The 24,219-nt window shown below is 66.3% G+C and carries 18 protein-coding genes, 2 pseudogenes and 2 riboswitches; of the genes and pseudogenes, 12 read left to right on the forward strand and 8 right to left on the reverse strand.

The window, feature by feature from the left end; genetic code table 11:
- Positions 1-367: 367 nt before the first annotated feature.
- Positions 368-832 (reverse strand): GNAT family N-acetyltransferase, encoded by a 465-nt coding sequence (locus tag HWX14_RS24190; RefSeq protein WP_175885556.1) that lies wholly within the window; start codon positions 830-832, stop codon positions 368-370.
- Between the two features lie 149 nt (positions 833-981).
- On the opposite strand from HWX14_RS24190, the gene HWX14_RS24195 reads away from it, so the two are divergent.
- The 6 genes from HWX14_RS24195 (at position 982) to HWX14_RS24220 (ending at position 7,681) form a co-directional block, all read left to right on the forward strand.
- Positions 982-1,644 (forward strand): GntR family transcriptional regulator, encoded by a 663-nt coding sequence (locus HWX14_RS24195; protein ID WP_175884893.1) that lies wholly within the window; start codon positions 982-984, stop codon positions 1,642-1,644.
- Positions 1,628-2,866 (forward strand): dicarboxylate/amino acid:cation symporter, encoded by a 1,239-nt coding sequence (locus HWX14_RS24200; protein ID WP_175884894.1) that lies wholly within the window; start codon positions 1,628-1,630, stop codon positions 2,864-2,866. The genes HWX14_RS24195 and HWX14_RS24200 overlap by 17 nt, the downstream gene beginning before the upstream one ends.
- Positions 2,867-3,035: 169 nt before the next feature.
- Positions 3,036-3,440, forward strand: coding sequence for a hypothetical protein (locus HWX14_RS24205; protein ID WP_175884895.1), 405 nt, complete (start codon positions 3,036-3,038; stop codon positions 3,438-3,440).
- 389 nt (positions 3,441-3,829) lie between these two features.
- On the forward strand, positions 3,830-4,285 hold the full coding sequence (locus tag HWX14_RS24210; RefSeq protein WP_175884896.1) for a GNAT family N-acetyltransferase: 456 nt from the start codon (positions 3,830-3,832) through the stop codon (positions 4,283-4,285).
- A 121-nt stretch (positions 4,286-4,406) separates the two neighbouring features.
- Positions 4,407-5,819 (forward strand): HD domain-containing phosphohydrolase, encoded by a 1,413-nt coding sequence (locus tag HWX14_RS24215; RefSeq protein ID WP_175884897.1) that lies wholly within the window; start codon positions 4,407-4,409, stop codon positions 5,817-5,819.
- Positions 5,820-5,911: 92 nt separating this feature from the next.
- A complete protein-coding gene (locus HWX14_RS24220) occupies positions 5,912-7,681 on the forward strand; it encodes a histidine kinase (RefSeq protein ID WP_175884898.1) in 1,770 nt (589 codons plus the stop codon).
- A 59-nt stretch (positions 7,682-7,740) separates the two neighbouring features.
- Here HWX14_RS24220 and HWX14_RS24225 read toward each other — a convergent pair whose 3' ends face one another.
- Entirely contained in the window at positions 7,741-8,856 is a 1,116-nt protein-coding gene (locus tag HWX14_RS24225) for a PHB depolymerase family esterase (protein WP_175885557.1), read from the reverse strand.
- Positions 8,857-9,256: 400 nt separating this feature from the next.
- Between HWX14_RS24225 and HWX14_RS24230 the strand changes: the two genes are divergently transcribed.
- The 3 genes and pseudogenes from HWX14_RS24230 to HWX14_RS24235 all read left to right on the forward strand — a co-directional run bounded on the left by HWX14_RS24230 (position 9,257) and on the right by HWX14_RS24235 (position 12,268).
- Positions 9,257-10,378: a HAMP domain-containing sensor histidine kinase gene (locus HWX14_RS24230; RefSeq protein ID WP_175885558.1), complete on the forward strand. Its 1,122-nt coding sequence runs from the start codon at positions 9,257-9,259 to the stop codon at positions 10,376-10,378.
- Between the two features lie 4 nt (positions 10,379-10,382).
- Positions 10,383-10,992: pseudogene (locus HWX14_RS36600) on the forward strand (transposase); the annotation flags it as partial.
- Positions 10,993-11,365: 373 nt separating this feature from the next.
- Positions 11,366-12,268, forward strand: a complete 903-nt coding sequence (locus tag HWX14_RS24235) for an SDR family oxidoreductase (protein ID WP_175884899.1) — start codon at positions 11,366-11,368, stop codon at positions 12,266-12,268.
- Positions 12,269-12,334: 66 nt separating this feature from the next.
- Here HWX14_RS24235 and HWX14_RS24240 read toward each other — a convergent pair whose 3' ends face one another.
- Positions 12,335-12,868: a TetR/AcrR family transcriptional regulator gene (locus HWX14_RS24240; RefSeq protein WP_175884900.1), complete on the reverse strand. Its 534-nt coding sequence runs from the start codon at positions 12,866-12,868 to the stop codon at positions 12,335-12,337.
- Positions 12,869-12,900: 32 nt separating this feature from the next.
- Positions 12,901-13,125: pseudogene (locus HWX14_RS24245) on the reverse strand (acyl-CoA synthetase); the annotation flags it as partial.
- A 306-nt stretch (positions 13,126-13,431) separates the two neighbouring features.
- Between HWX14_RS24245 and HWX14_RS24250 the strand changes: the two are divergent.
- A complete protein-coding gene (locus tag HWX14_RS24250; protein ID WP_175884901.1) occupies positions 13,432-14,196 on the forward strand; it encodes a TetR/AcrR family transcriptional regulator in 765 nt (254 codons plus the stop codon).
- Positions 14,197-14,457: 261 nt separating this feature from the next.
- Here HWX14_RS24250 and HWX14_RS24255 read toward each other — a convergent pair whose 3' ends face one another.
- The 3 genes from HWX14_RS24255 to HWX14_RS24265 are packed head-to-tail and all read right to left on the reverse strand — an operon-like array spanning position 14,458 to position 20,188.
- On the reverse strand, positions 14,458-15,924 hold the full coding sequence (locus HWX14_RS24255; RefSeq protein WP_175884902.1) for an efflux transporter outer membrane subunit: 1,467 nt from the start codon (positions 15,922-15,924) through the stop codon (positions 14,458-14,460).
- Positions 15,924-19,106, reverse strand: coding sequence for an efflux RND transporter permease subunit (locus tag HWX14_RS24260; protein ID WP_175884903.1), 3,183 nt, complete (start codon positions 19,104-19,106; stop codon positions 15,924-15,926). Before HWX14_RS24260 ends, HWX14_RS24255 begins: the two co-directional genes overlap by 1 nt.
- Positions 19,103-20,188 (reverse strand): efflux RND transporter periplasmic adaptor subunit, encoded by a 1,086-nt coding sequence (locus tag HWX14_RS24265; RefSeq protein WP_347879867.1) that lies wholly within the window; start codon positions 20,186-20,188, stop codon positions 19,103-19,105. Before HWX14_RS24265 ends, HWX14_RS24260 begins: the two co-directional genes overlap by 4 nt.
- Positions 20,189-20,756: 568 nt before the next feature.
- On the opposite strand from HWX14_RS24265, the gene HWX14_RS24270 reads away from it, so the two are divergent.
- Positions 20,757-21,386, forward strand: coding sequence for a TetR/AcrR family transcriptional regulator (locus tag HWX14_RS24270; protein ID WP_175885560.1), 630 nt, complete (start codon positions 20,757-20,759; stop codon positions 21,384-21,386).
- Positions 21,387-21,533: 147 nt separating this feature from the next.
- Here HWX14_RS24270 and HWX14_RS24275 read toward each other — a convergent pair whose 3' ends face one another.
- The gene (locus tag HWX14_RS24275) at positions 21,534-22,556 is read right to left on the reverse strand and encodes an ABC transporter substrate-binding protein (protein ID WP_175884904.1); all 1,023 of its coding nucleotides are present in this window, start codon (positions 22,554-22,556) and stop codon (positions 21,534-21,536) included.
- 140 nt (positions 22,557-22,696) lie between these two features.
- Positions 22,697-22,821, reverse strand: a riboswitch (guanidine-I (ykkC/yxkD leader).
- Between the two features lie 443 nt (positions 22,822-23,264).
- Positions 23,265-23,396, forward strand: a riboswitch (guanidine-I (ykkC/yxkD leader).
- A 57-nt stretch (positions 23,397-23,453) separates the two neighbouring features.
- On the opposite strand from HWX14_RS24275, the gene HWX14_RS24280 reads away from it, so the two are divergent.
- Complete coding sequence (locus HWX14_RS24280; RefSeq protein ID WP_175884905.1) at positions 23,454-24,209, forward strand: urea amidolyase associated protein UAAP1; 756 nt, start codon at positions 23,454-23,456, stop codon at positions 24,207-24,209.
- Positions 24,210-24,219: the final 10 nt, after the last annotated feature.

Raw genomic sequence — 24,219 nt, forward strand, 5'->3', positions numbered from 1 at the left:
GCCGCACTTTGCAAGCGTAAAAACCATATCAGGAACATAAATTCCCGTCAAAATTTGTTTGATATAAGTTAATCTCGTCTGACGGCCGGGCGGCTACGGGATTTCCCTTATAAGAACTGAGACGAAGACGACGGTTGACGCGTCGCGTTGATTACCCAGCGCCGGCCAAAATCGGCCGCCGAGGTTCGCCCTTTATAACCGTTCCATTTGTTCGTTGATTGCAATAATCGAAACGGAGAAGGCGATTGTTGAATGGCTGTCGTATTAGCCGCAAGCGGGCTTTCCGGATGTCACGGTATTTCCGGGCCGGCAGTCAACGCCTGACATCGGCCCCCGATTACGATCGAACATCAGTCGCAGACGAAACTCAGTATTCGATCTGGCGCTGCATCAGATAGAACTTCATGTCGTCGCGGCCATGCATTGAAATCGGTTTCGGATCGCGATCGAAGCCGAGCGCTTCATAGAATGGGTAGGCCGATTCGCGCGCCGTGCACCAGAGCAGGGTGCCGCGCTGTTCGCGGACATGGCGAATGGACAGATTGACGAGCAGGCGCCCGAACCCCAGGCCGCGTACCGACGGATGGACGGCCATGCCGCGAAGGCGCCACGCATTTCCGTTCGAAACGCCGGATTGTGCTTCTTTGCACACCGATGCCACGGCAACGATCGTGTCGTCGTCGCGAACGGCAAAGTGCATCGTCGTGGGGGCGTGGTCTCCGGGTAGCGCGCTTCCCTCTTCATCTCCCGCCATCAGGATCGAGGCTCTGAGGGGATAGGTTTCTTCCGCGTGAACGGCACAGATGGTAAAGCGCACATCTGGTGAAGTCATATAATTATCGGCTCTTTTCGTGACGCGGATTTTCTTCCAATTCTCTTTCGGCATACCCACTCGCAAAATTAGCAGTTGCCGGGCATGGCCAGTAAGGGTAATTTCCTACCTGTTTCTTTTTTTGAATCATACGCTAACTGCGATCACAGATGACGTTGAAAGTATCGACAGATGCAGAACTGGCCTACGACGAGATCCGATCGAGGATCTTTGACGGCCGTCTTGCGCCTGGGCAGAAAGTATCTCACCGAGGCCTGTCGGACGAACTGGGTTTCGGCCAGATGCCGGTGCGCAGCGCATTGCATTTGCTCGAGTCCGAAGGGCTCGTCGTCGTGATTGAAAAGAGTGGCACCTATGTCGCGTCGCCGACGACCAGCGATCTCCGTGAAATTTTTGAAATGCGGCTGGCCCTGGAGAGTACCGCGGCGTTTCTTGCCGCGAAATCGGGCGTCACGGCCGGCCTTCGCGACGCGGCAGCAAAAATGCGGGAACTGGTTGATCGAGACGTGGCGGACATCATGCTCGAGCAACGTATCGGCTGGGTGTTTCATCAAGAGTTGTTTGCTGCCGCACGGAACGTACGAATCTCATCGGCGTATGGTCTATTGCGAGCCCAGACCCTGGCCCTGAACGAACTCCCGCGTGGCGACGCGGAAACCGTACGGCGCGGCACGATCGAGCACCTGCACATCTTTCACGCAATCGAAGCGAACGACGGCGAGCTTGCGCGTCAGCATATGTGGAATCACATCGTTGACGGCACGCCGGCACGGATCAAACTGCTAAAGGCACGGCATGAACACGAAAAATAACGGGCTTTCCCTTCCGATGCAAATGCTTGGCGGCCTTGTCCTCGGCGCCGCTTGCGGCGTATTTGCGCCGGGCTTTGCCGCGAAGCTGGGCTTTCTCAGCACGATGTTCGGCCACGCGATCAAGATGGTCGTCATGCCGCTGATCTTCCTGTCGGTCACGGTCGGCGTCTTTCGTGCGGGCCGGCTTCGCGAGCGGCTCGGCAAGGTTGCCCTGTCGAGTATCGGCTTCTTCATTTTGATGACCGGCCTCGCTGCATCGTTCGGCCTGCTGCTCAACTTCGTATTTCGACCGGGTCTCGGGGCGAGCGTGGTTCACTCCGGCTCGATGCCCGCCGCGCTCGCATCCAGTATCGACTGGACGAAATTCCTCGTCGATTTGATTCCCGCCAACATCGTCGCCGCGCTTGCCGCGGGGAACTCTCTGCCGGTGCTCGTTTTCGGCGTCATTTTCGGCGCGGCATTGTCGGCTGCGCCGGAGCGCGCCGAGCCGGCGATTGCCGTTTTCGAGGCGCTGCTGTCGGGGCTGTTCAAGATGATCCAGTGGGTGATCGCATGGTCGCCGCTCGCGATCTTCGCCGCGATCGCGCAGCTGTTGGCAGCCAAGGGCTTTGCGGGCGCGCACTCGCTCATCGAGCTGCTGGGCGTGGCCTATCTCGGCATGGCGGTTCTGGCGGTCGTCCTCACCATCGTCATTCGCGTCGCCGGTCAGTCGCCTCTCGCCGTGCTCAGGAAGGTGAAGGAGCCGCTGATCCTGGGTTTCACGACGCGTTCGTCCGAAATTACCTATCCGCTGCACCTGAAGAAGCTGGTCGAATTGGGCGTGCCGTACGGCGTCGCGTCCACGATCTTGCCGCTCGCCTATATTTTCAATCGCGACGGCGCGGTCCTCTATACGGCCCTGGCGGTCGGTTATCTGGCCGACGCGTATCACCTCGCCTGGTCCTGGCCGGTGGTGATTACGATCCTGATCCTGACGATCATCACCATCGACGGCGCCGCCAATGTGCCGTCCGGCGCGATCGTCGCGATCACCATCGTTCTCACGTCGATCGGGTTGCCGGCCGATGCGGTGCTGCTGCTGTTGGGCGTCGACGCCTTTTTCGACATGGGGAGAACCGCCCTCAACGTCTACGGAAGCACGGCGGCCGCCGCGGTTGCGGTGAGGCTGTCCGGTTCGGAGAGTACGGCCGCGGAAACCGCGACGCCTCAGGCAAGCGTGTAGATGCTCCGCGAGCGACGGGCGCGGCGCGTTTCGGTGTTGCGCGTGCCCGCTGCATGGCGCTCGCGTGCGTCCACTCGATCATCCGCGCACGGCGAGGAGACGGGATCGGATGAGCGAGCGTCTTGATCAGGTTGCAGTGAGTAGAACGGCATATCGTTGCAGGAGAAACATGATGGTTGGTTCGGAATCCGCGGATTTTTTCATGCTGCGCCTGGGCACGCCGCATCCGTCGTGGACGTTCACAGATGACAGCAACATGATCGGCATGGTCGATTGCGACGGGGTAGTGAGTGCGATGTTCGAGCTGGATCGCAATCAGGTCGCACAGATCAGAGGGCTGGGCCGATCGGTGGAGAGAATCCGGTGTACGGGCGAGCGCGCTGGCCGGGAGCTGCACTTTTATCTCCATGGCAGACAGGTGTCTCAAGGACTGTGGGCCGGGGTCGCGTCGGCCGATCCCGACTATCTGCCGACTGACGCGATGATCGCAACCTGGGAAGTACCGAAGCCCGACCGTGCGTTCCGGTTGACGGACGCCGGTGCAGACCTGATCGCATCCGTTAGCTCAGCCTAAACTGCGATCACAGATTGTTGCGCGGGTTCGAGCCGGGGAGTCCCGGTTTTTGGGCCGGTCGTTTGACATGCCCGCCCGTTTGTCCGCGTACGCCGTCCAATGCATGTGGTTCTGGCACACATCAACCTCGGATCGCCAGGACCTTTTTGCTGGCCAGTTCACTGGCCAGCGCTTTTTATTCCTCGAGCCGATCGCATCGGCTCGCTTGCTTCGCGCTCGCCGATCGAGGAAAGGCGGGCCGCGTCGAAGTCTGCGTCGAGCCAAGATGTCCGGCGTCAGTTCACGCGAGCGCAACGCATCGAGGCGCCGGAGGATCTCCCTCGTCCTCGATGCGCGGTGGCCCCGCGCCACCGAGCCGAGCGCTTGCTTCCCACGCATCCCGCCAGCCCATGACAACGACCCTGACCTTCCTCCCCGTCACGCACGCCGACGTCGAAACCCTCGTCGCGATCCGCATCGCCGCGATGCGCGACAGCCTCGAACGCATCGGCCGTTTCGATCCGCAACGTGCACGCGACCGGTTTCTCGCGTCGTTCGACCCGGCGCTATGCCGCTTCATCGAAGCCGGCGATTCGCGGGCGGGCTTCTACACGCTTCGTCCGATGGCGGATCACTGGCTGCTCGACCACCTGTACATCGTGCCCGCGCATCAGGGCAAGGGCATCGGCGCGGCCGTGCTGCGCGAGATCCTGGCCGAAGCCGACGCACACCGGATGCCCGTGCGCGTCGGCGCGTTGCGCGGCAGCGACTCGAACCGCTTCTACGAACGGCACGGCTTCGTGCGAACCGACGAAGCGGAATGGGACATCTACTACCGGCGCGAACCGGGCGCGGCGACGACGTAGCATGCGCGTGATGCATTCCGGTTGAAATCGACGCACACGCGTTAGCGTTTCCACCAATGTGGAAAACGCGGAACCGGCCGATGTTGCAGAGAGGGCGTAAATAATTAATACGAGGCCGATTATGACGACATCTGCAACAAACGACGTGAATGCCGTGCCGCCCGAAACGTCCGGCAGCGCAGCGGCATCCGGCGACGCGGCCCGCATACCGTCGATCTTGCTGGTCGACGACGAACCGAACGTGCTGTCCGCGCTGCGCCGCGTGTTCCGGCCCGCCGGCTACGACATCGTGACCGCCGACAGCGGCGAGGCCGCGCTCGAGATCCTGGCGTCGACCGACATCGACCTGATCGTGTCCGACATGCGGATGCCGCACATGAGCGGCGCGGAATTCCTGGCGCGCGCGCGGGGGCTGTACCCGGACACGATGCGCATTTTGTTGACCGGCTATGCGGAGATCGCGTCGATCATGCAGGCCGTCAACGAAGGCGGCGTGTATCGCTACCTGAACAAGCCGTGGGACGATCACGACCTGCTGCTGACCATCGAGCAGGCGCTGGAGCAGCGCCGTCTGCGTCGCGAAGCGGCCCGGCTGGCGGCGCTGACGGAGGCGCAGAACGATGCGCTGCGCCGTTTCAATACCGACCTCGAAACGCAGGTTCGCGCGCGCACCGAGGAGCTCGGCCAGACGGTGATGTTTCTCGAAGCGGCGCAGAGCGATTTGAAAAGCAGTTTCACGGCGATGGTTCAGGTGTGCGCGAGCATGATCGAGCTGCGCTGCGGCGCCGCGAGCGGGCATGCGATGCGGGTCGGCGAGATCGCGCGGCGGCTCGCGCTCGCGTCGGGGATGAGCGAACTGCATGCGCAGGACGTCTATTTCGCGGGGCTGTTGCACGGCATCGGCAAGCTGTCGCTGCCGGACGAATTGCTGCACAAGCCGCTCGCGCGGATGACGACGGACGAGCACCGCGTGTTCCAGGAGCATCCGCTGCGTGCGCAGATGGTGCTGACGCCGGTCGCCCAGTTGCACAAGGTCGCATCGATCGTGCTGCACCAGTACGAGCGCTTCAACGGCCGCGGCACGCCGGATGGGCTGGTCGGCGACGCGATCCCGGTCGGGTCGCGGATCGTCGCGATCGCGCGCGATTTCGAAGGGCTGCGCCACGGCGAAATCGGGGCGCCGCATTCGATCGAGCAGGCAATCGACGTGTTGCACTCGCAAGCAGGCGTACGTTACGACCCGCAACTGGTCGCGCGCTTCATCGAATTGATGCGGGATCCGGCGAGTCTCGGGATCGCGGCGTCCGTCGCGGAAATCCGGTCGGCTCAATTGCGCGAAGGCATGCAACTCGCCGACGATCTGCGCACGCATCGCGGCGTGTTGTTGATGACGAAGGGCAGCGTGATGTCAGCGCACCAGATCGAGCTCGTGCGCCGCTTCGAGACGCGCGAGGGCACGCCGTTCGACATTCTCGTGCTGGCCCGTCCGGCCGGGCAAGGGCAGGCCGCCAACGCAGGTGCGCCGCCGGCCTGACGTCGACGCGTCGACACGTCGGCCTGATGGCCGCGGTGCGCGCGACCGCCCGCACCGCGGCGATGCATCCAACCCGCTGCGGGCGTCCGATCATGCATGGCATCTACAACCTTCCGCTCGTTCTGCTGTCGCTCGCGATCGCGACGCTGGCCTCCTATACGACGCTCGACCTCGCCGCATTCATTTCGCTGCTCGACAATCCGAAACTGAAGCGTGCATGGCTCGGCGGCGGCGCGGCGGCGATGGGCACCGGAATCTGGTCGATGCATTTCGTCGGCATGCTCGCGTTTTCATTGCCGGTGCCGCTCGGCTATGCGTGGCAGGAAACCGCCATCTCGCTCGCGATCGCGGTGCTCGTATCGTATTTCGCGCTGAACGTCGTCACGCGCGCCCGGCTGGCGTGGTGGCGGCTGTGCGCGGGCGGCGTGCTGATGGGCGGCGGGATCGCCGGCATGCATTACATGGGGATGGCCGCAATGCACATGCAGCCCGGCATTCGCTACGATGCCGCGCTGTTCGCCGCGTCGATCGGCATCGCGGTGATCGCGTCGACGGCCGCGCTGTGGATCGCCCAGGCGTTGCGCATGCAGCAGGCACGCTACGCGACCGCGCAACGCATCGGCGCGGCCGTCATCATGGGCATCGCGATTACCGGCATGCACTACACGGCGATGGCGGCCGCGCATTTTGCGCCGGATGCGCGGTGCGGCGCCGCGAACGACGTCGACGCGCCGTGGCTCGCGACGACCGTCGCGTTGTTCACGATGGCGACGCTGGTGGTCACGCTGCTGGTGTGCCGTTTCGATGCGCGCACCACTTTCCTGCGCGGGATGACCGACACGCTCGAACGGCTCGTGCGGCTGAGAACCAGTGAACTCGAACGCGCGCTGCACAGCTACGAGCAGACGACGCAGATGCTGCAACGCACGCGCGAGAACATGGCGACCGAGATCGACGAACGCAAGGCCGCGCACGCGCTGCTCGAACAGGAGAAGGACGAACAGCGGCGCCTGCTGCACGCGCTCGAGGAAACGCACGAGCAATTGCTGCAGTCGGAAAAGCTCGCGTCGATCGGCCAGCTCGCGGCCGGCGTCGCGCACGAGATCAACAATCCGATCGGTTTCGTCAGCGCGAACCTCAATACGTTGAAGACGTGGGTGCGCAGCCTGCTCGACGTGGTCGCGGCGCATGAAGCCGCGCTGCCGCGGCTCGATCCGGCCACCCGCGATGCGTTGACGGCCGTGCACCGTGCGGCGGATCTCGACTACGTCCGCGACGAGATCGCGATGCTGATCGACGAGTCGATCGACGGCGCGCTGCGCGTGCGGCGCATCGTGCAGGACCTGCGCGATTTCTCGCGCCCGGCCAGCGACGAATGGAGCGTGGTCGATCTGCATGCGGGCCTCGAGAGCACGCTCAACGTCGTCCACAACGAACTCAAGTACAAGGCCGACGTCGTGCGCGATTACGGCGATGTCCCGCACGTCGAATGCCTGCCGTCGCAGTTGAACCAGGTCTTCATGAACCTGCTTGTCAACGCGGCGCAGGCGATTCCCGAGCGCGGCGTGATCACGATCCGCACGTCGAGCGACGGCGACCAGGTGACGATCGCGATCAGCGATACCGGCGCCGGCATGACGCCCGACGTCGTCCGGCGCATCTTCGATCCGTTCTTCACGACGAAACCGGTCGGGCAGGGCACGGGGCTCGGGCTGTCGGTATCGCACGGCATCGTCGAGCGTCATCGCGGCACCATCGACGTGACCAGCGAGCCGGGGCGCGGCACGACCTTCCGGATACGGTTGCCGATTCGGCGTGCCGGGGACCGTGCGAACGCGGCGGCGCTGGAGCAACGGGTTTGACGTCATGACGTCATGACGGCTCGCTCGCGATCGGCGGGTGCGAGCGTCGTGCGTCACGCCTATCGCTTGCGACGTTGACGACGAAAGAAATGCCAGAACATCGCGGTCGCGTCCGGCCCGGTGGCGGAATGGAACGGCTCGCCCGGATCGCCGCCGCTCCATGCATGCGGCAGCCGCCGGACGATGCACACCCTGACGACCAGCCGTCCCCCCTTCAGATAATCGATGTAGTCCGCATCGTCCTGCGCGTAGCTGCGTTGCTCGCCGACGCGGATCGCACCGTGTTCGTCGACGAGCCGGTTGAGCCGCGCGAACGCGATGCCGAGCTGCGTCGCGTTCCGGTCGGTCACGACCGTATCGAGCGCGCCGTGCACGACGAGGGCCGGCATGCCGGGATAGGACGCGACGTCGGCGCATGCGTCGAGCGCATCGATCGGATCGTCGCGGATGCCGCGCCGCATCAGGCTCATCGCGGCCATCGTCGATGACGGCGGCGCGATGGCCGGGCCGGAGTGCAGGCCGACGGCCGCGAAGCGGTCGGGATACCGGATCGCCAGCGCCGCGGCGAGCCCGGCGCCGGCCGACATGCCGGCCACGTAGATCCGGTCGCGATCGAAGCCGTGGCGCTTCACGATGGCGTCGACCAGCGACGCGACGGCCGCGGCTTCGGATTGGGTCGCATCGCCATGCCAGTGCCAGCAGCGGTGCGCATGGGTCGTCTTGGCTTGCTCGGGAAACAGCACGGCGAACCCGGACCGCTCCGCGAGACGGCAGATGCGCGTGCCCGCGGCGAACGATTCGGCGGTCTGCTTGCAGCCGTGCAGCATGACGACGGCCGGCATGCCCGCTGTCTGGGCCGGTGCGGCGGGAAGATACAGCGCATACGCAAGATGGTTCACGAGCCGGCCGGCGCTCGGGCCGGCGGAATGAAACGAGCGGAGCCAGGTGCCGGGCGGCCGGGCCGACGGGGTGCGCGCCGTGCGTGTGGCGCCCGTCTGTTTGGCGGCGCGGGCGGGGGTGGAAGCCGCCGGTTTGGCGGGCCGTTGAGTGACCTTGGCGGCGGCCTTTTTGGCGGCCGGCCGCGGCTTGCCGGCCCGCTTCTTCGGACGTGCGCCGGCCGCGATGGAGAACAGTTCGAGAGGCCGTAACCAGAGGCTGGATTTTTTCCTGGGCATGTGCAGTTTCGTGCCGGCGGCCGGCCGTGGCGGGAAGAGGCGGCCGACTCCGCCGTCGGATGGAAGTCGAACGGGGGCGGAGCAAGGTTCGTGCTGCCGGTGCCGCGCCGCGGCAATCGGAAGGCGGCGTCCGGCAGAACGGGATGACGCGGATCGATTATCGGCGATGCTAGCCGCCCGGCGTGACGGGCGTGCGAATCGACGTTCGCTTCGGCCCTTGAACAGACAATCGCGCATCCGGAATCGCTCGGTACGCGAGGGCCTGGCCGCTGGGCGTTCATCGCCCGCGCAGCGGGCAATGACGACGGCGACGATCGAATCGCGGGGTATCGCCCTTATTCACGTGATATCTTGCGGTTCGACAGAAGCGTCCACCGTTCATTCCGTTGTGAGGGGCGACATGCGTCTTGCTGATTTCATCGTACGGAACATGGAACCGATCCTGGTGCAGTGGGAAGCATTCGCTGCCACGCTGTTACCGGCCGCGAGACACATGAACTCGCTCGGGCTACGCGACCACGCGCGCGAGATCCTGAACGCCGTCGCCAAGGACATCGCGACCCCGCAAACGCGGGAAGCGCAACACGAAAAATCGCTGGGGCGCGCACCCGAGCCGGTGAACGCCGCCGAGACGGCCGCCGAGACGCACGCCGTTCTGCGCGCCCGGCGGGGCTTCAACATCAACCAGTTGGCAGCCGAGTATCGGGCGCTGCGTGCCAGTGTGCTGCGCCTGTGGATCGACGCGTGTCGGCCGGGCCTGCCTGATATGGACGACATGATTCGCTTCAACGAAGCGATCGACCAAGCGCTGGCGGAATCCGTCGCTTTTTTTACCGAACAGGTCGAACAGGCTCGCAACCTGCTTCTCGGCATGCTGAGTCACGACATGCGCACGCCGCTGCAGACGATCCAGCTTACGGCGTCGTACCTCGCCGCGCTCAATGCGGGTGAGGAAGTGTCGGAGGCCGCCGCGCGGCTGATCCGAAGCGGCGGCCGCATGCAGGGCCTTCTCGACGATCTCTGCGATTTCAATCGAACCCAGCTCGGGCTGGGCATCAACGTCGTTCCCCGCAATGTCGATCTCGCGCACGTACTCGTCAACGTGGTGGACGAGTTGCGGGCCGTTCATCCGGATCGCGAAATTACCGTCGATCTGCGCGGGGATCTTCGAGGTGATTGGGACGACCGGCGAATGCAGCAGTTGCTGAGCAACCTGGTGGACAACGCCATCAAGTACGGCGCGCGCGATACGCCGGTGCGGGTGGCGGCCGCGACGAGCGGCGCCGAAGTGCTCATCGAGGTCGGCAACAGCGGGCCGGCGATCGATCCGCGCACGCTCGACCGCATTTTCGATCCGCTCGAGCGCGGAGACGAGGGGCAGAGAAGGACGGGTGGCGATGCCGGTCTGGGGCTCGGCCTGTTCATCGCCAATGAAATCGCCAAGGCGCATAGCGGCCGGATCGACGCGCGGTCCGATCAGACGGAAACCGTGTTCGCGGTGCGGTTGCCGAGAGGCGGGTGAAGGGGGCTTCGCGGTAGATGCAAGTGTGGTCAAATCGGACGCAAATCGTGCGCGTGGAGTGTCGGGCACGGACGTGATCGATTGGCGTCAGCGCGATGGACCCAGTCGCACGGTACAAGAATATTTGACGGCGCTGGAAGAGGAAAACCCGACGCCTTCCGAGGACGCGGAGTCTTCGATACCGTCGAAGCGAATCTCGCTAACTGATCCGGCGCAATGCTTGGCTGGATGGTTCAGGAGAAACGCATCGATCCGCAGTGCCTGTTTGGCAGCGCCCGCCGCGCACCGATGGGACGCTTCCCAATAGCGACCTCCAGTGAATCGAGTAGAGGCTAACGAGTATCGCTGCCCAGCAGGGCACGCCCTGCGTAGTGACCGCAGACAATTCAAAGAACCGCGATCCCGTATTACAAAGGCCGATACGATCATCTATCGATCAAGTCGACTGCGCCGCATGCGCGATGAAACAACGGTGTTGCCCCAACACACCGATGCGCAAAATGGCACGCAGTGTTCATGAGGCAGCACGGGATGAGGCTTGAGCTATTGCGAAAGCGCCGGCGTATACGCGCTCACGCCGGGAGCGCAAGAAAGTCGAGATGCTATTCGCTCATTGGGCATCGGGGGCTCGCCCCCTTGCGCTGACGCCGGCGTTGCTGGTTTCGACAAAGAAGACGCGCCACCCAAACTCCCACCACAGCGGCGCGCAAAGCGAGTCTTTCGACAGAATCGGCCACTTGCGGTCGGTAAGGCACGTCGGGATGGGCTGCCTAAGCAGCCGAAAATTTACACCGGTGAGTTTACTTTTCGCCAAGAAAACTACACTATGCGGTGTACTTCACCAAAGTAATCCCTGCGGGTCCACCCGGACCGGCCAATACCAGACCCATTTCTCATCTGCATGTGCCTTGTCGGCTGAAGCTGAATGCCTGCCAGTGTCCGCGTCCGAGCCCCGCTTTATCGAATGAAATCATAGGAGAAACGCGAATGTACAAACCTCTTGATCAGCGGGGGCGCCGTATTGTCGTTACCGGAGCCAATAGCGGCACCGGCAAGGAGGCGACTAGACGATTGGCGGCGGCTGGTGCCGACGTCATCATGGCGGTACGCAGCGAGTCGAAAGGCGATGCCGCCCGCCGGGATATACGCAAGGAGTTTCCAGGCGCATCGATTGACGTCCGCACGTTGGATCTCTCCAGCCTCGCGAGCGTGGAGAATTTTGGTCGCCAGTTGCTCGAGGAGGGACGCCCTCTCGACGTGCTCGTCAACAACGCAGGGATCATGATGCCGCCGACGCGTGTACTGAGCTCCGACGGATTCGAGCTACAGTTTGCGACCAATTTCCTGGGTCACTTCGCACTGACCAATCTGCTGTTGCCGCTTCTGCTTGAAGCGAAGTCTCCTCGCGTCGCCACGATGACAAGCAGCGCCGCAATGGGTGCCAAAATCAATTTCGACGACCTTCAAGGCGAAACGTCGTACAAGCCCATGACCGCGTACGCGCAGTCCAAGCTAGCCTGCCTGCTGTTGGCGAATCGATTGGCAGAAATTGCGCGCGAGCGTGGCTGGCCCCTGCTCAGTACGAGTGCCCATCCAGGCCATACACGCACCAATCTTCAGACGAGCGGTCCGAATATGGGTACTGATTCAACCCGCAAGCGGCTATCGTTCCGACTTGTACCGTCCATGGACGTGGAATGGGCCACGGACTCGCTCTTGCACGCGGCAGTCGATCCCACTGCGACCCAGGGCGCATTCTACGGCCCCCGCTTTCTGCTCGTCGGGAACTCGCACGTTGCCAAACAGCCCCGCTCCGCCAGGAGCGCGGATTCAATTCGCCTGTGGCAAGTAGCAGAAGCATTGACGGCGACGAGGCCACCGCTGGTGTGATGAGCACACGCTGCGCGGCCGGCCAGTCCTCGGGCAGCCCCTCGACGGCGCGCCCGTCGCCGCACCCTACGCCGGTTCGTCGCGCGGTGCCTTCCGCGCACCATTACGCAACAACGCGACGCCGAGCAGCGCCCCCCATTCGGCCGACGACGGCATGCGCTCCGGGATCTCTGCGCGATCCGCCGCGCCGCTTGCCGTTGCCTGCGGCACCGGCTCGGCGTGCAGCCGCTCGACGATCTGGCGTAACGCGGCATCGCGCAGCGCGTACAGGTGTACCTCGACCCACAGCGGGAAACATTCCCATTCGGCGGCGATGTCCACGGCGTCGTCGGCAGTGCGGCAGCTCCAATGCGCATGCGCGCTCCCACGCATCCTGGCCAGCAACTGCGGGCGGTCATGGCGCAGAATTTCGACCAGCAGTTCGCGCTTGTGCCTGAAGTTCGCATAGAACGCGCCGCGCGTGTAGCCCGCGCGCTCGGCGATATGCTCGACCGTCGTATCGGCGAAGCCTCTCGCGATGAAGCAGTCCCGCGCGGCGGCGACGAGGCGCTCACGCGTGTCGAGCTGGCGCTGTATGCGGGTAAGGCGGGCGGGTTTCATGCTGCGTCGTCCAGGCGGTGGGAATGGTGGTACTCGGGCTTGAAGATCTTGCCGACACCGGTGAGCGGAATCGCGTCGACGATGCGAACCTGCCTCGGCTGCGCGGCGCGCTCGGCGATTTGTTGCCGCGCGAACGCTTCCAGCTCGTGTTCCGTTGCCTGCGCGCCGGGTTTGAGCTGCACGTGGGCCACCGGCAGTTCGCCCGCGTGTGCGTCGGGGCGGCCGATCGCAGCGGCGAGCTGCACCGCGGAATACCTCGACCGGCATCGGCGCCGCGCCGCACGGCCCGTACTCGAGCGAGCCGATCGCATGGTCGCCGACGGGCACGTCGAGCAGCGCCGCATTCACGTGAAAGAGCGGCAGCCCGCGCGTCGGAGGGCAGCGCGTCGCCTGCGGTGCGTGCGCCCGTCGCTTCAGATGCTCCGCCTCGTCTCCATTCGTCTGTGGATCACAGCCGCGGCGCGTGATGGGATGAGTTTTGTGACATTAAAGTCATAGATGATAACTTTGTCAATGTAGACATTTGAATCTATACTTCGACGGATATCAGAACCGGATCAGTCATGTCGAATCCTCCGAAACGCCGCGCACCGAAACGTGCGGCGGCCGAGCCTGCCGTTACCGCCGACGTTGCCGCGCCGGTCGCCGAAGAGCGCGAACCGCGCGGCGCGCGGCGCAAGCGCGAAACCCGTGGCCGCCTGCTCGAGGCGGCGCTGAAGCTAATGGCCGAGAAAGGCATGGAAGGCGTCGCCATCAACGAGATCACCGAGGCCGCGGACGTCGGCTTCGGGTCGTTCTACAACCACTTCGAATCGAAGGAAGCGATCTACGAGACGCTCGTGGAGACCGTATTCGAGGAGTTCGCCGATTCGCTGGATCGCCTGGCGAGCGGCTTGTCCGATCCGGCCGAGATCGTTGCGGTGTCGGTGCGGCACACGCTGATGCGGGCGCGGCGCGAACCGGTGTGGGGCCATTTCCTGATCCGCGAGGGGTTTTCGGCGCGCGTGCTGACGCTCGGCCTCGGCCAGCGGCTGTTGCGCGACATGGAGCGCGGCATCGCCGCGCAGCGCTTCGCGGTGGCCGATCCCTTCATCGGTTTCCTGTCCGTCGGCGGCACGGTGCTCACCGCGATCTCCGCGGAACTCAATTTCGTCGCGCCCGGTGCGCCGGCTGCCGACGTGCTCGCGCACCTCGGCTTCAGCGGCGAGCACTTTCCGGAACGCACGGCGGCCGCGCTGCTGCAGACGCTCGGGCTCAAGCGCGCGGAAGCCGAGAAGATCGCAAGCCGGCCGCTGCCGGTCGTCGAGCCGGCCGACGTGCCGCGGTGATGTGGCCGGGCGGCCGCCCGATCCGGCCCGCCGCGTCGCCGCGGCACTCGTTCAATCTTCTAGCACGTCCGGCACGTCCGGCGTGCCGCGCCTCGCAGTGCGACGCGTGGCCGCATGGTCGAGCCTACCCGCGCGGCATCCGGCGGGCGGTGCGGCGCGCGTGACACGTCGCACATCGGGCTTCGGCACCTGGAATTCGAAACGCGGAATTCGCCCGGCGCGGCCGGCAGGCACGCGACCGGGCGTCCGCGCACGCATCGGCTATTGCCGGGCGGCGACCGTCTCGCGGGTGTCGGGCGGCAGTTCGCCCATCGCCTGCAGCAGCGCGGCCGTATCCGTCATCCGGCGGCTCGCGGCACGTACCGCATCCAGTTCCGCGCCCAGATAGCGCTGCTCGCTCGCCTGTTGCGCGGACATCGGCACGGCGCCCAGCGTGCGGCGTTGCACCGTTTCGTCGAAAGCCGCGCCCGCCGCGCGTGCCGCGCGTTCGTTCGCGGCCAGCGCTTGCGCGTCGTTGTCCAGCGCCGCCAGCGAATCGGCGACGTCGCCGAACGCGGACAGCACCGCTGCCTGGTATTGCAGCACCGCCGCGTCGTACGAGTCGCGCGTGGCGCGTCGGTGAGCCAGCAGCGCGCCGCCGTGGAAGAGCGGCTGCGACAGCCCGGCGCCGACCGCCCACAGCCCGCCCGCGCCCGACAGCAGCGCGGGCCAGTTGAAGCCGCCGCGCCCCATCGTCGCGGTGAGCGACAGGCTCGGGAACAATTGCGCGGTCGCTTCGCCGACATCCGCCGCCGCCGCCCGCACGGCGGCTTCGGCCGCGCGGATGTCGGGGCGCGCCTTCAGCAGGTCGGACGGCACGGCCACGGGCACGTGTTCCGGCAGCGACAGCGCGGCGAAAGCCGGGATCGGCGGCGGCGCGTCGGGCGTGCGGCCGAGCAGGATCGCGAGCGCGTGAACGGCGCTCGCGCGTTGCTGGCGCAGCGGCGGCAGCGACGCGGCAAGCGACGCGGCGTCTTGCGTCGACGTCAGCGCCTGCACGTGGGTCACCGCACCGAGCGCGTAACGTTGCTGGTCTTCGAGCGCGGAGGCCTCGGCGACGGCAATCAGACGCTCCGTCAGTAGGATCTGGCGGTCGAGCGCGGCCGCATTGATCGCGGTGCCGACGATGTTGGCCGCCAGCGCGCGCCTAGCCGCTTCGAGTTCGCAACCGCGCACGTCGACGCGCGCGGCGCTCGCCGCGTTCGCATAACGCGTGGCGCCGAACAGGTCGAACGTGTAATGCGCCTGCAGCTGTCCGACGAATATGTTGTAGCGCAGGTTTTGCGTGCCGGCGCCGGAGATGTCCGGCGTGCGGGTGCGGGCAACCTGCGCGTTCGCATCGAGCGACGGCAGCGTCGATGCACCGATCTGCGCACGCAGTTCCTGCAGCGCGGCGGCGAGCGTTTTCTCCGTCGCGGCCAGCGTCGGATTCGCGCGCAGGCCTTCGTCGACCAGTGCGTCGAGCGCGCTGGAGCGATACAGGCGCCACCATTGCGGAACGGGCGCGGCGCCGACGTCGAACTGTTGCGCGACGCCTCGCGCGGCCACGGTCTGCTGCACTTGCGGCGCGGCGCCGTAGTGTGCCGGCGACGGCATCGCAGGCGGCGTGCCGCTCGGCGCCATTGCGCAGCCGCTCGTGCCCAGCGCGGCGCTCACGGCGAGCACCGATGTGAGAATAGGGAATTTCATCAGGAGGTCTCCGAGGACGCGACGTTCATCGCGCGCGGCTCGCTCTCGTCGCGGCGCACCTTGAAGCACGCCGCATACAGGGCCGGCAGGAAGAAGATGGTCAGGACCGTCGCGACGGTGATGCCGCCCATCAGCGCGGTCGCCATCGGACCGAAGAAGCCGGAACGCAGCAGCGGAATCAGCGCGAACACGGCGGCGGCAGCGGTCAGCATGATCGGCCGGAAGCGGCGCACGGTCGCGCCGACGATCGCGGCGAAGCGCGGCTGCCCGGCCGCGATGTCCTGGTCGATCTGGTCGACCAGGATCACGGAGTTGCGCATGATGATCCCGAACATCGCGATCACGCCGAGCAGCGCGACGAAGCCGAACGGCTTGCCGAACAGCAGCAGCGCGGCGACCACGCCGATCAGCCCGAGCGGCGCCGTCAGCACGACGATGAAGGTGCGCGAGAAGCGCTTGAGCTGGATCATCAGCAGCGTCAGCACCACGACGATCATCAGCGGCATCTGCGCATTGATCGACGTCTGGCCCTTCATGCTTTCCTCGGCCGCGCCGCCGATCTCGATCCGGTAACCGGCCGGCAGCGTCGCGCGCACCGTCGCGAGCGCGGCGTCGAGGTCGCGCGTCACGCCGATGCTCGGCGCTTCGCCGCGCACGTCGGCCTGCACGGTGACGGTCGGCTGACGGTCGCGTTCCCAGATCACGCCGTATTCGAGCGTGTCGCGCACGTGGCCGATCGCGCCGAGCGGCACCGGGCCGTGCGCCGTCGGGATCGCCAGGCCGGCGAGTTTCGACGGATCGACGCGTTCCCGCTTCGGCGCCCGCAGGTCGACGTCGATGAGCTTGTCGCGCTCGCGATACTGCGTGACGGTGTAGCCGGACAGCGTCATCGCGAGAAAGCTCGACACGTCTTCCGACGTCACGCCGAGCTGGCGTGCCTTGAGCTGGTCGATCTCGAACGAGACCGACCGCTCGGCCGGTTCGTCCCAGTCGAATTGCACGTTGCGCGTGCGGGTGTCGGCGCGGACCTTGTCCGCCACTTTCTCGGCGATGCCGCGCACGGTGGCGATGTCGTCGCCGCTCACCCGGAACTTGATCGGGAAGCCGACGGGCGGCCCGTTCTCGAGCCGCGCGACGCGCGTGCGCACGGTCGGGAAGCGGCTGGCGAGCGTCGCTTCGAGCCAGCGCGACAGCCGGTCGCGCGTCTCGACGTCCTTGGCCGTGATCACGAATTGCGCGAAGTTCGGCTGCTGGAGCTGTTGATCGAGCGGCAGATAGAAACGCGGCGCACCGGTGCCGACGAAGTCGACGACATGGTCGATTTCAGGCCGGCCGTCGAGCGCCTTTTCGAGCCGCTTTGCTTCACGCAGCGTCGCATCGAACGACGCGCCTTCCGGCAAGCGCATGTCGACGAGCAGTTCGGGCCGCTCCGAATTCGGGAAGAACTGCTGCGGCACGCGCGTGAACGCGGCCATCGCGATCGCGAACAGCGCGGCGGTGACGCCGAGCACCACCCAGCGGCGCTCGATGCACGCCGAGATCCATCCGGACAGCCGGCGGTAGAAGCCGGTGTCGTACACCTCGTCGCCATGCGCGTGACCGTCGCGATGCGCGTGCTCGGGCAGCATGTGGTAGCCGAGCAGCGGCACCAGCACGACCGCCGCGAACCACGACACGATCAGCGCGATCGCCGATACCTCGAAGATCGATCGCGTGTATTCGCCGGTGCTCGATTTCGCGAGCGCGATCGGCAGGAAGCCCGATACCGTGACGAGCGTGCCCGTCAGCATCGGGAACGCGGTGCTCGTGTACGCGAATGCCGCGGCGCGGGTCCGGCTCCATCCCTGCTCGAGCTTCACCGCCATCATCTCGACGGCGATGATCGCATCGTCCACCAGCAGCCCGAGCGCGAGCACCAGCGTGCCGAGCGACACCTTGTCGAGGCCGATGCCGAACGCGTGCATGCACAGTGCCGTCACGGCGAGCACGATCGGAATCGTGATGACGACGACCATGCCGGTGCGCAGGCCGAGCGACACGAGGCTGACGACGAGCACGATCGCGACGGCTTCGCCGACCGCTTCGACGAAGTCGTCCACCGAGTGCTTCACCGCGTGCGGCATGCTGGATACCGCCGCCAGCTTCAGGCCGGCCGGCAAGCCGCGCTGCAGCTCGGCGGTCTTCGCGTCGAGCGCCTTGCCGAGGTCGATCACGTCGCCGCCTTTTTGCATCGTGACGCCGATGCCGAGCACCGCGTGACCGGCCGTGCCTGGGCCGGCCGTACGCATCTGCGTGGCCGGCGGATCGTCGTAGCCGCGCGTGACCTTCGCGACGTCGCCGAGCCGGAACGTCCGGCCGTTCACCGCGATCAGCATGTCGGCGAGCGCCTGCGGGTCCTTGAACGCGCCGCTCGGGCGCACGAACACGCGATCGTCCGCCGTCGTGATCGTGCCGACCGGCGCGACCGCGTTTTGCGCATCGATCGCCTGCGCGAGCTGCCGCGGCGTGATCGCGAGCCGCGTCAACTGCGCGTTCGAGATTTCGACGAACACGTGCTGGGCCGGGTCGCCGAAGTAGTCGACCTTCGCGACACCCGGCACGCGCAGCAGCGCGGTGCGCAGCTTGTCCGCGTAATCGTGCAGTTGCGCGGGCGAGTAGCCGTCGCCGTCGAGCGCATAGACGTTGGTATAGACGTCGCCGAATTCGTCGTTGAAGAACGGGCCGACGGTTCCCTTCGGCAGGGTCGCGCGGATATCGCCGACCTTCTTGCGCACCTGGTACCAGGTTTCCGGCACCTGGTCGACCGGCGCCGAATCCTTCATCGCGAAGAAGATCATCGACTCGCCGGGCCGCGAATAGCTCTTGATGTTGTCGACGTACGGCGCGGCCTGGAGCTGGCGGCCGATCCGGTCGGTGACCTGCTCCTGCACCTCGCGCGCCGTGGCGCCCGGCCAGTAAGTCTGGATCACCATGGTGCGGAACGTGAACGGCGGGTCCTCCGATTGCGCGAGGCGCGTATAGCCGATCACGCCGAAGATCGTCGCGAGGCCGATCAGGAAGACCACCAGTTGCTGATGTTTCAGCGCCCAGGCGGAGAGATTGAATCCGCCGTCGTCGTGCGATGTCGCATCGGTTCGTGCGGGGTGGCCGTCGGTCGACGGCCGGTGTTCTGGCGCATTCATGACGAGAGGTCCTCCGCATGCAGCGGCGGCACGACGCGCACGTGCTGGCCGGCGCTGACCGTGTGAACGCCTTGCATCACGACGCGTTCGTCGTCCGCGAGACCCGACGTGACGGTGATCGTGCGTTCGTCGTAACGTCCGATCGTCACCGGGCGCAGCTCCAGCGTGTCGCCGCCCTTGCGGACGACCCACACGGCCGGCGCGTCGCCGCGATGAAAGAGCGCGGTGGCCGGCAGCGTGACCGCGTGGTCCGCGGCGGTGTCGGCCGCGCCGTCGAACGCGATGCTGGCGGTCATCCCCGCGCGCACGTCCGGCCCCGGCGCGAGCAGCGTCAGCTTCACGCGCCAGGTGCGGCTCTGCGGATCGGCGGCCGCCGCGACTTCGCGCACGCGTGCGTCGAGCACCTTGCCGGGCAGCGCCGTCAGGCTGACGTGCGCGGTGCGGCCTGTCGACAGATCGCGCAGGTCGCGCTCCGCGACGTCGCAGACGATGTCGAGGTCGCCGCTCCAGTCCAGATGAAACACCGCCTGGCCGACCTGCACGTTCTGCCCGGTATCGGCATCCTCCGACGTGATGACGCCGTCGTGATCCGCGACGAGCGTCGCGTAGCGCAGCTGATCGCTCGCGAGCGCCATTTGCGCGAGCGCGGAATCGCGTTGCGCGACCGCCGATGCATACGCGTCCTGCGTCGTTTCGAGCTGCGCGGGGGCGATCAGGTTGGCCTGAGCCTGGGCGCGGTCGCGATCCAGCTGCTGCTTCGCATAGGCCACGCGATGCTCGGCGGCATCGAGCTGGGCGCGCGCGTTCAGCAGCGTGTTGCGCAGATCCGCCGGATCGAGCATCGCGACGGTCTGGCCGGCCTTGACGGTGTCGCCGATCCGCACGCGTCGCTCGACGATCTTGCCGCCGACCCGAAACGACAGCGGCGTCGAATAGCGCGCCTGAACCTGTGCGGGCAGCACGCGCTGCGCCGCGCTGTCGGCCGCATGAACGGCCAGCGCGACCACCGGTTGCGGTTCGGGCGCAACGGCGTCGTGCGAGTGGCAGGCGGTGAGCAGAATCGCACAGCACGCGAACGCGATCGGGGCTCGCCGAACCGGCGATGCGATGCGCGTCAGGAACGGGCGCGTTGAAGTCCGCGCGTCAAGACCGGGTGATTTCACGATGTTTCCAGGACAAGTGAGGGGCCAACTTAAAAGTGTTCGGCGACCATGGCGGGTCGCCCCGGTTCATCCAGGTGCGCGCGAGCGTTTCCGCCCCCATGCGCCTGATGATCAATCAGTACTCCGATGTTCAATGCGAAGCCGATTCGGCTCGCCGGCATCGCGCGGCTCGCGCCTGACGCAGGCCGCGTGAGCCGACAGCCCACAGCCGACGCGGCGGTCCGCACGTCTGCGCCGCTCGCCGGCGGGAGTCGCACTCGGTATCCGGACTGGAACCGGTTCTGCGATTTGCGAGATTAGACTCATAACTGATAATATTGTCAAGTATGAGTAGGTAATCTAGAATTTCGCCATGCAGAAGAATCTTTCAGACAATAGTGGCGCGCTCGCGGACGACACACCGGGCCGGCGCGGCCGCTCGCATACATCGGCGGGCGAAGCGGAACCGCGTCAGCCGCGCGGCGCGCGGCGCAAGCAGGCGACGCGTATGCGCCTGCTGCAGGCGGCGTTCGGCCTGATGGCGGAAAAGGGCAGGGACAACGTGGCGATCAGCGAGATCACCGAGGCCGCGGATGTGGGGTTCGGCTCGTTTTACTACCACTTCGACTCGAAGGAAGGCATCTTCGCCGCGCTGACGGAGTGGGTGTTCGACGATTTCGCGGACGGGCTCGACCGGCTGGCGAGCGGATTGTCGGATCCTGCCGAGGTCGTGTCCGTCTGCGTGCGCCACATGCTGATGCGCGCGCGCCGTGAGCGGCGCTGGGGGCGTTTCCTGATGCGGGAGGGTTTTTCGTCGCGCGCGCTCGATCACGGGCTGGGCCAGCGCTTGCGGCGGGACAGCGAGCGCGGAATCGCGGCACGCCGCTTCGCGGTCGGCGATCCGTTCATGAGCGTGCTCGCGATGACGGGCACGATCCTCGCGGCGATCGCGGCCGAGGCCTACGCGGCCGACGCGGTCGCGGGCCGGGCAACGAAGCGGGCCGGGGGCGACAGCCGGCTCCCCGAGCGCGCCGCGGCGGTGGTATTGCAGACGCTCGGCCTGACGTGCGCGGAGGCACGGGACGTCGCGAACCGGCCGCTGCCGCCGGGCGATTTCGCCGCTGCACCGGCCGGTTGATCGGCGGGTGCCGGGCGGCCGGTTCGCATTGCACCGCCCGTGCAACCGGCGCGGCAGTCAACCGGGCGCCGTCGCGAGCGTGCGACCGGACCAGCGTTGCCCGCCGGCGCGACGCGGCACGTCGCCGCGCCGGCGGGCATGCCGCCGTCAATGCGCGTCGATGAACCGCGGATCGATATACGCGTCGACGTCCTGCGACTGCTTGTACACGGCGTTACGCACATTGAATGCATTCGCGTTGCGCGTCGAGCCGTAGATCGAATCGAGCCCGTCGCCCTTGCGGAACGCACGCTTCGCGGCCGCTTCGTCGAGCAGGTGCGTGCCCTTCAGCAGCGGCAGGTATTGCGCCGGCGCGAGCCCGACGCGCGCCGACATGATCTTGACCGCATCGGCCTGCGTCTTCGGATCGTTGATGTACGCGACGCAGCGATACCAGACCTTAACCACCTTCGCCCAGTCGGCCCGGCGCGCGGCGAGGCTCGCCGGCGCGACCGTGATCGCATCGTAGATCAGCCCCGGCGCATCCGCCGACGTGAAGATCGCGCGTGCGCCCGGCGCGCGCTTCAACGCCTCGCCCGCATTCGGTTGCCATGCGGCCACCGCCGCGATGTCGGCCGACGAACCGAGCACCTGCGGCAGCTCGTTGGTTTTCGCATTCACGAGCGTGACGTCGCCGTCCTTGAGCCCGTGCTTCTGCAGCGCGGTTTCGAGCAGCAGGTGATCGACGAGTCCGAGCTCGACGCCGACCTTCTTGCCCTTCAGCGCCTCGACGGTGCGCAGCGGCGGCTTCGCGACGATCATGTCGTTGCCGGCCGAGTAGTCGGTCAGCAGGATCATCACGTTCTTCGCGCCGGATGCGCCCGTCACGAGCGCATCGCCGTTGGTCGCCGCGACCGCATCCAGCTTGCCTGCGGAAAACGCGTCGAGCGACGCCGAATAATCGAACCATTCGAAATCGACGTCGACGCCGGCTTCCTTGAACCAGCCCTTGTCGAGCGCGACCTGGAACGCGACCCAGCCGGGCCAGTCGCTGTAGCCGATCTTCAGCGGTGCGGCAGCGTGCGCGGCAGGCGCCGCCCATAGCGTGGCGGCCGCGGCGGCGGCGCCCAATGCATGACGGATGAAACGGAAGGACGACAGGCGGCGGAACGCCGGGGCGGGACGGGTCATCGTTGTTCTCCAGGAGACCGGGATCGGGATCGTCGATACGGACCGTGCGCGAGCACACGGTCCGGCTGCGTGACCGGTTCCTGCGGATGCGGAACGGACGGAGCGGCCACGGAGAGGCGCGATGGCCGTTGCCATCGCCAATCTCCCGGGCTTTTGTCCCGCCGTGTAGCACGCGTGCATCCGGTCTTGCGACCGGACGAACCCGCGCCGGGCTGCTCTCGGACCAGACGTTCGATAATGAACCGGAACCCTAGCACCCCTAAGATGCGACGCCGCCGCACCTCTCGGCGTCATGCCGAGCGAGAAGCGTGCCAACGGCGCGCGGTAACGCGATTCAACGGCGGCGCGAGGGGCGCTGAAGTTCGATGAAGCGGGCGGCGAACAGCGCGTGCAGTACGCGTCGCAGCAGGTCGAGCTTGTTCATGAAGGAGAGGAGATGAGGTGACGATGCATGGGTTCAGCAATGCCCATGCCATCGCGGATCGCACGGTACGCGAGCGCGCGACGCGCACTGCGCCGGTGCGCGGTTGCGTGCGCATGGTGCGCCGTGCGCCCGCCGCGAGGGCAAGCGAACGCGTCCGCCATTCGCTTGCCGCGCGACATCGCGCCGCCGGGCCGCGTCGTGCGGTCATCGGGCCGTCATCGGACGGCGGCTGGCACGCAACTCGCTTATTCGATGCCCGAGAGGTGCGAAGCAATTTGCATCATCTTCAGGATCGCTAGGGTTCCGGTCGTGCGGCGTGCGCCGCGCGATGCCTGGTCCGAGAGCAATCCGGTCTTGCCTTCGCCTCGATGAGAGGAAACGGCGAGGCTCCACGGAGGGATAAAAGCCCGGGAGGTCGCGATGTCGTTCGGTCGCCCTCTCACGCCTTTTGTCCAACCGACCCCGGAGCCGCCATGTCGCCGAGCCCCCAAGCCGTCCTTGCCCCGCCGCCACACGTCGCGTGGGAAACGCTGATTCCCGCCGGAACCCACTGGTCCGGCATCCTGCGCCGCGGCCTCGCGCTGCGCATCGTCGATGTCGACGGCGGCGCGAACCTGTCCGCCGTCTTTCATCGTCAGGAAGACCTGCTCGAACGCTACAACATGGCCGATACGCTGAAGGCGCAGCACACCGCGCATCTGACGCGCGGCCATGCGCTGTATACGGACATGGGGCGCGTGATCGCGTCGATCACGGCCGACACGCTCGGCTGGCACGACCCGCTCGGCGGCGTCGGCGATGCGCGGCTGTTCGCGCACAAGTACGGCACGTCGTCGTACCAGGCCGATCGCAACGCGATGATCCGCAACGGCCGCGACAGCCTCGTGCTCGAGCTCGCGAAATACGGGCTGTCGGCGCGCGACCTCACGGCGAACGTCAACTTCTTCAGCAAGCTGGACACGCGCGACGACGGCGCGCTCGATTTCGTCGCCAGCCATTCGCCGGCCGGCAGCGCGCTCGACCTGCGCTTCGAGATGAATACGCTCGCGGCGTTCTCGACCGCGCCGCATCCGCTCGATCCGCGTCCGGACTATGCGCCGAAAGCGGTGAAGCTGATCGCGTACCGCGCATATCCGGCCGACGGCGCCGCACCCGACGACGACCCGTGCCGGCGCGCATGCGCGGAGAACACGCGCGGCTTCGCCAATACCGACCGTCTGTTCGCATGAGGAGCGACAC

Source organism: Burkholderia sp. BCC0044 (assembly GCF_902832955.1).
In the GTDB taxonomy this organism is placed as follows: Bacteria; Pseudomonadota; Gammaproteobacteria; order Burkholderiales; family Burkholderiaceae; genus Burkholderia.

What these genes read in the sequence shown, in the direction of transcription:
- HWX14_RS24240 (WP_175884900.1), bottom strand. Translation starts at nt 12,868, where the DNA reads ATGAAACCCGCCCGCCTTACCCGCATACAGCGCCAGCTCGACACGCGT.
- HWX14_RS24205 (WP_175884895.1), top strand. Translation starts at nt 3,036, where the DNA reads ATGATGGTTGGTTCGGAATCCGCGGATTTTTTCATGCTGCGCCTGGGC.
- HWX14_RS24220 (WP_175884898.1), top strand. Translation starts at nt 5,912, where the DNA reads ATGCATGGCATCTACAACCTTCCGCTCGTTCTGCTGTCGCTCGCGATC.
- HWX14_RS24280 (WP_175884905.1), top strand. Translation starts at nt 23,454, where the DNA reads ATGTCGCCGAGCCCCCAAGCCGTCCTTGCCCCGCCGCCACACGTCGCG.
- HWX14_RS24235 (WP_175884899.1), top strand. Translation starts at nt 11,366, where the DNA reads ATGTACAAACCTCTTGATCAGCGGGGGCGCCGTATTGTCGTTACCGGA.
- HWX14_RS24230 (WP_175885558.1), top strand. Translation starts at nt 9,257, where the DNA reads ATGCGTCTTGCTGATTTCATCGTACGGAACATGGAACCGATCCTGGTG.
- HWX14_RS24200 (WP_175884894.1), top strand. Translation starts at nt 1,628, where the DNA reads ATGAACACGAAAAATAACGGGCTTTCCCTTCCGATGCAAATGCTTGGC.
- HWX14_RS24225 (WP_175885557.1), bottom strand. Translation starts at nt 8,856, where the DNA reads ATGCCCAGGAAAAAATCCAGCCTCTGGTTACGGCCTCTCGAACTGTTC.
- HWX14_RS24250 (WP_175884901.1), top strand. Translation starts at nt 13,432, where the DNA reads ATGTCGAATCCTCCGAAACGCCGCGCACCGAAACGTGCGGCGGCCGAG.
- HWX14_RS24270 (WP_175885560.1), top strand. Translation starts at nt 20,757, where the DNA reads ATGCGCCTGCTGCAGGCGGCGTTCGGCCTGATGGCGGAAAAGGGCAGG.
- HWX14_RS24215 (WP_175884897.1), top strand. Translation starts at nt 4,407, where the DNA reads ATGACGACATCTGCAACAAACGACGTGAATGCCGTGCCGCCCGAAACG.
- HWX14_RS24210 (WP_175884896.1), top strand. Translation starts at nt 3,830, where the DNA reads ATGACAACGACCCTGACCTTCCTCCCCGTCACGCACGCCGACGTCGAA.
- HWX14_RS24195 (WP_175884893.1), top strand. Translation starts at nt 982, where the DNA reads ATGACGTTGAAAGTATCGACAGATGCAGAACTGGCCTACGACGAGATC.
- HWX14_RS24275 (WP_175884904.1), bottom strand. Translation starts at nt 22,556, where the DNA reads ATGACCCGTCCCGCCCCGGCGTTCCGCCGCCTGTCGTCCTTCCGTTTC.
- HWX14_RS24260 (WP_175884903.1), bottom strand. Translation starts at nt 19,106, where the DNA reads ATGAATGCGCCAGAACACCGGCCGTCGACCGACGGCCACCCCGCACGA.
- HWX14_RS24255 (WP_175884902.1), bottom strand. Translation starts at nt 15,924, where the DNA reads ATGAAATTCCCTATTCTCACATCGGTGCTCGCCGTGAGCGCCGCGCTG.
- HWX14_RS24190 (WP_175885556.1), bottom strand. Translation starts at nt 832, where the DNA reads ATGACTTCACCAGATGTGCGCTTTACCATCTGTGCCGTTCACGCGGAA.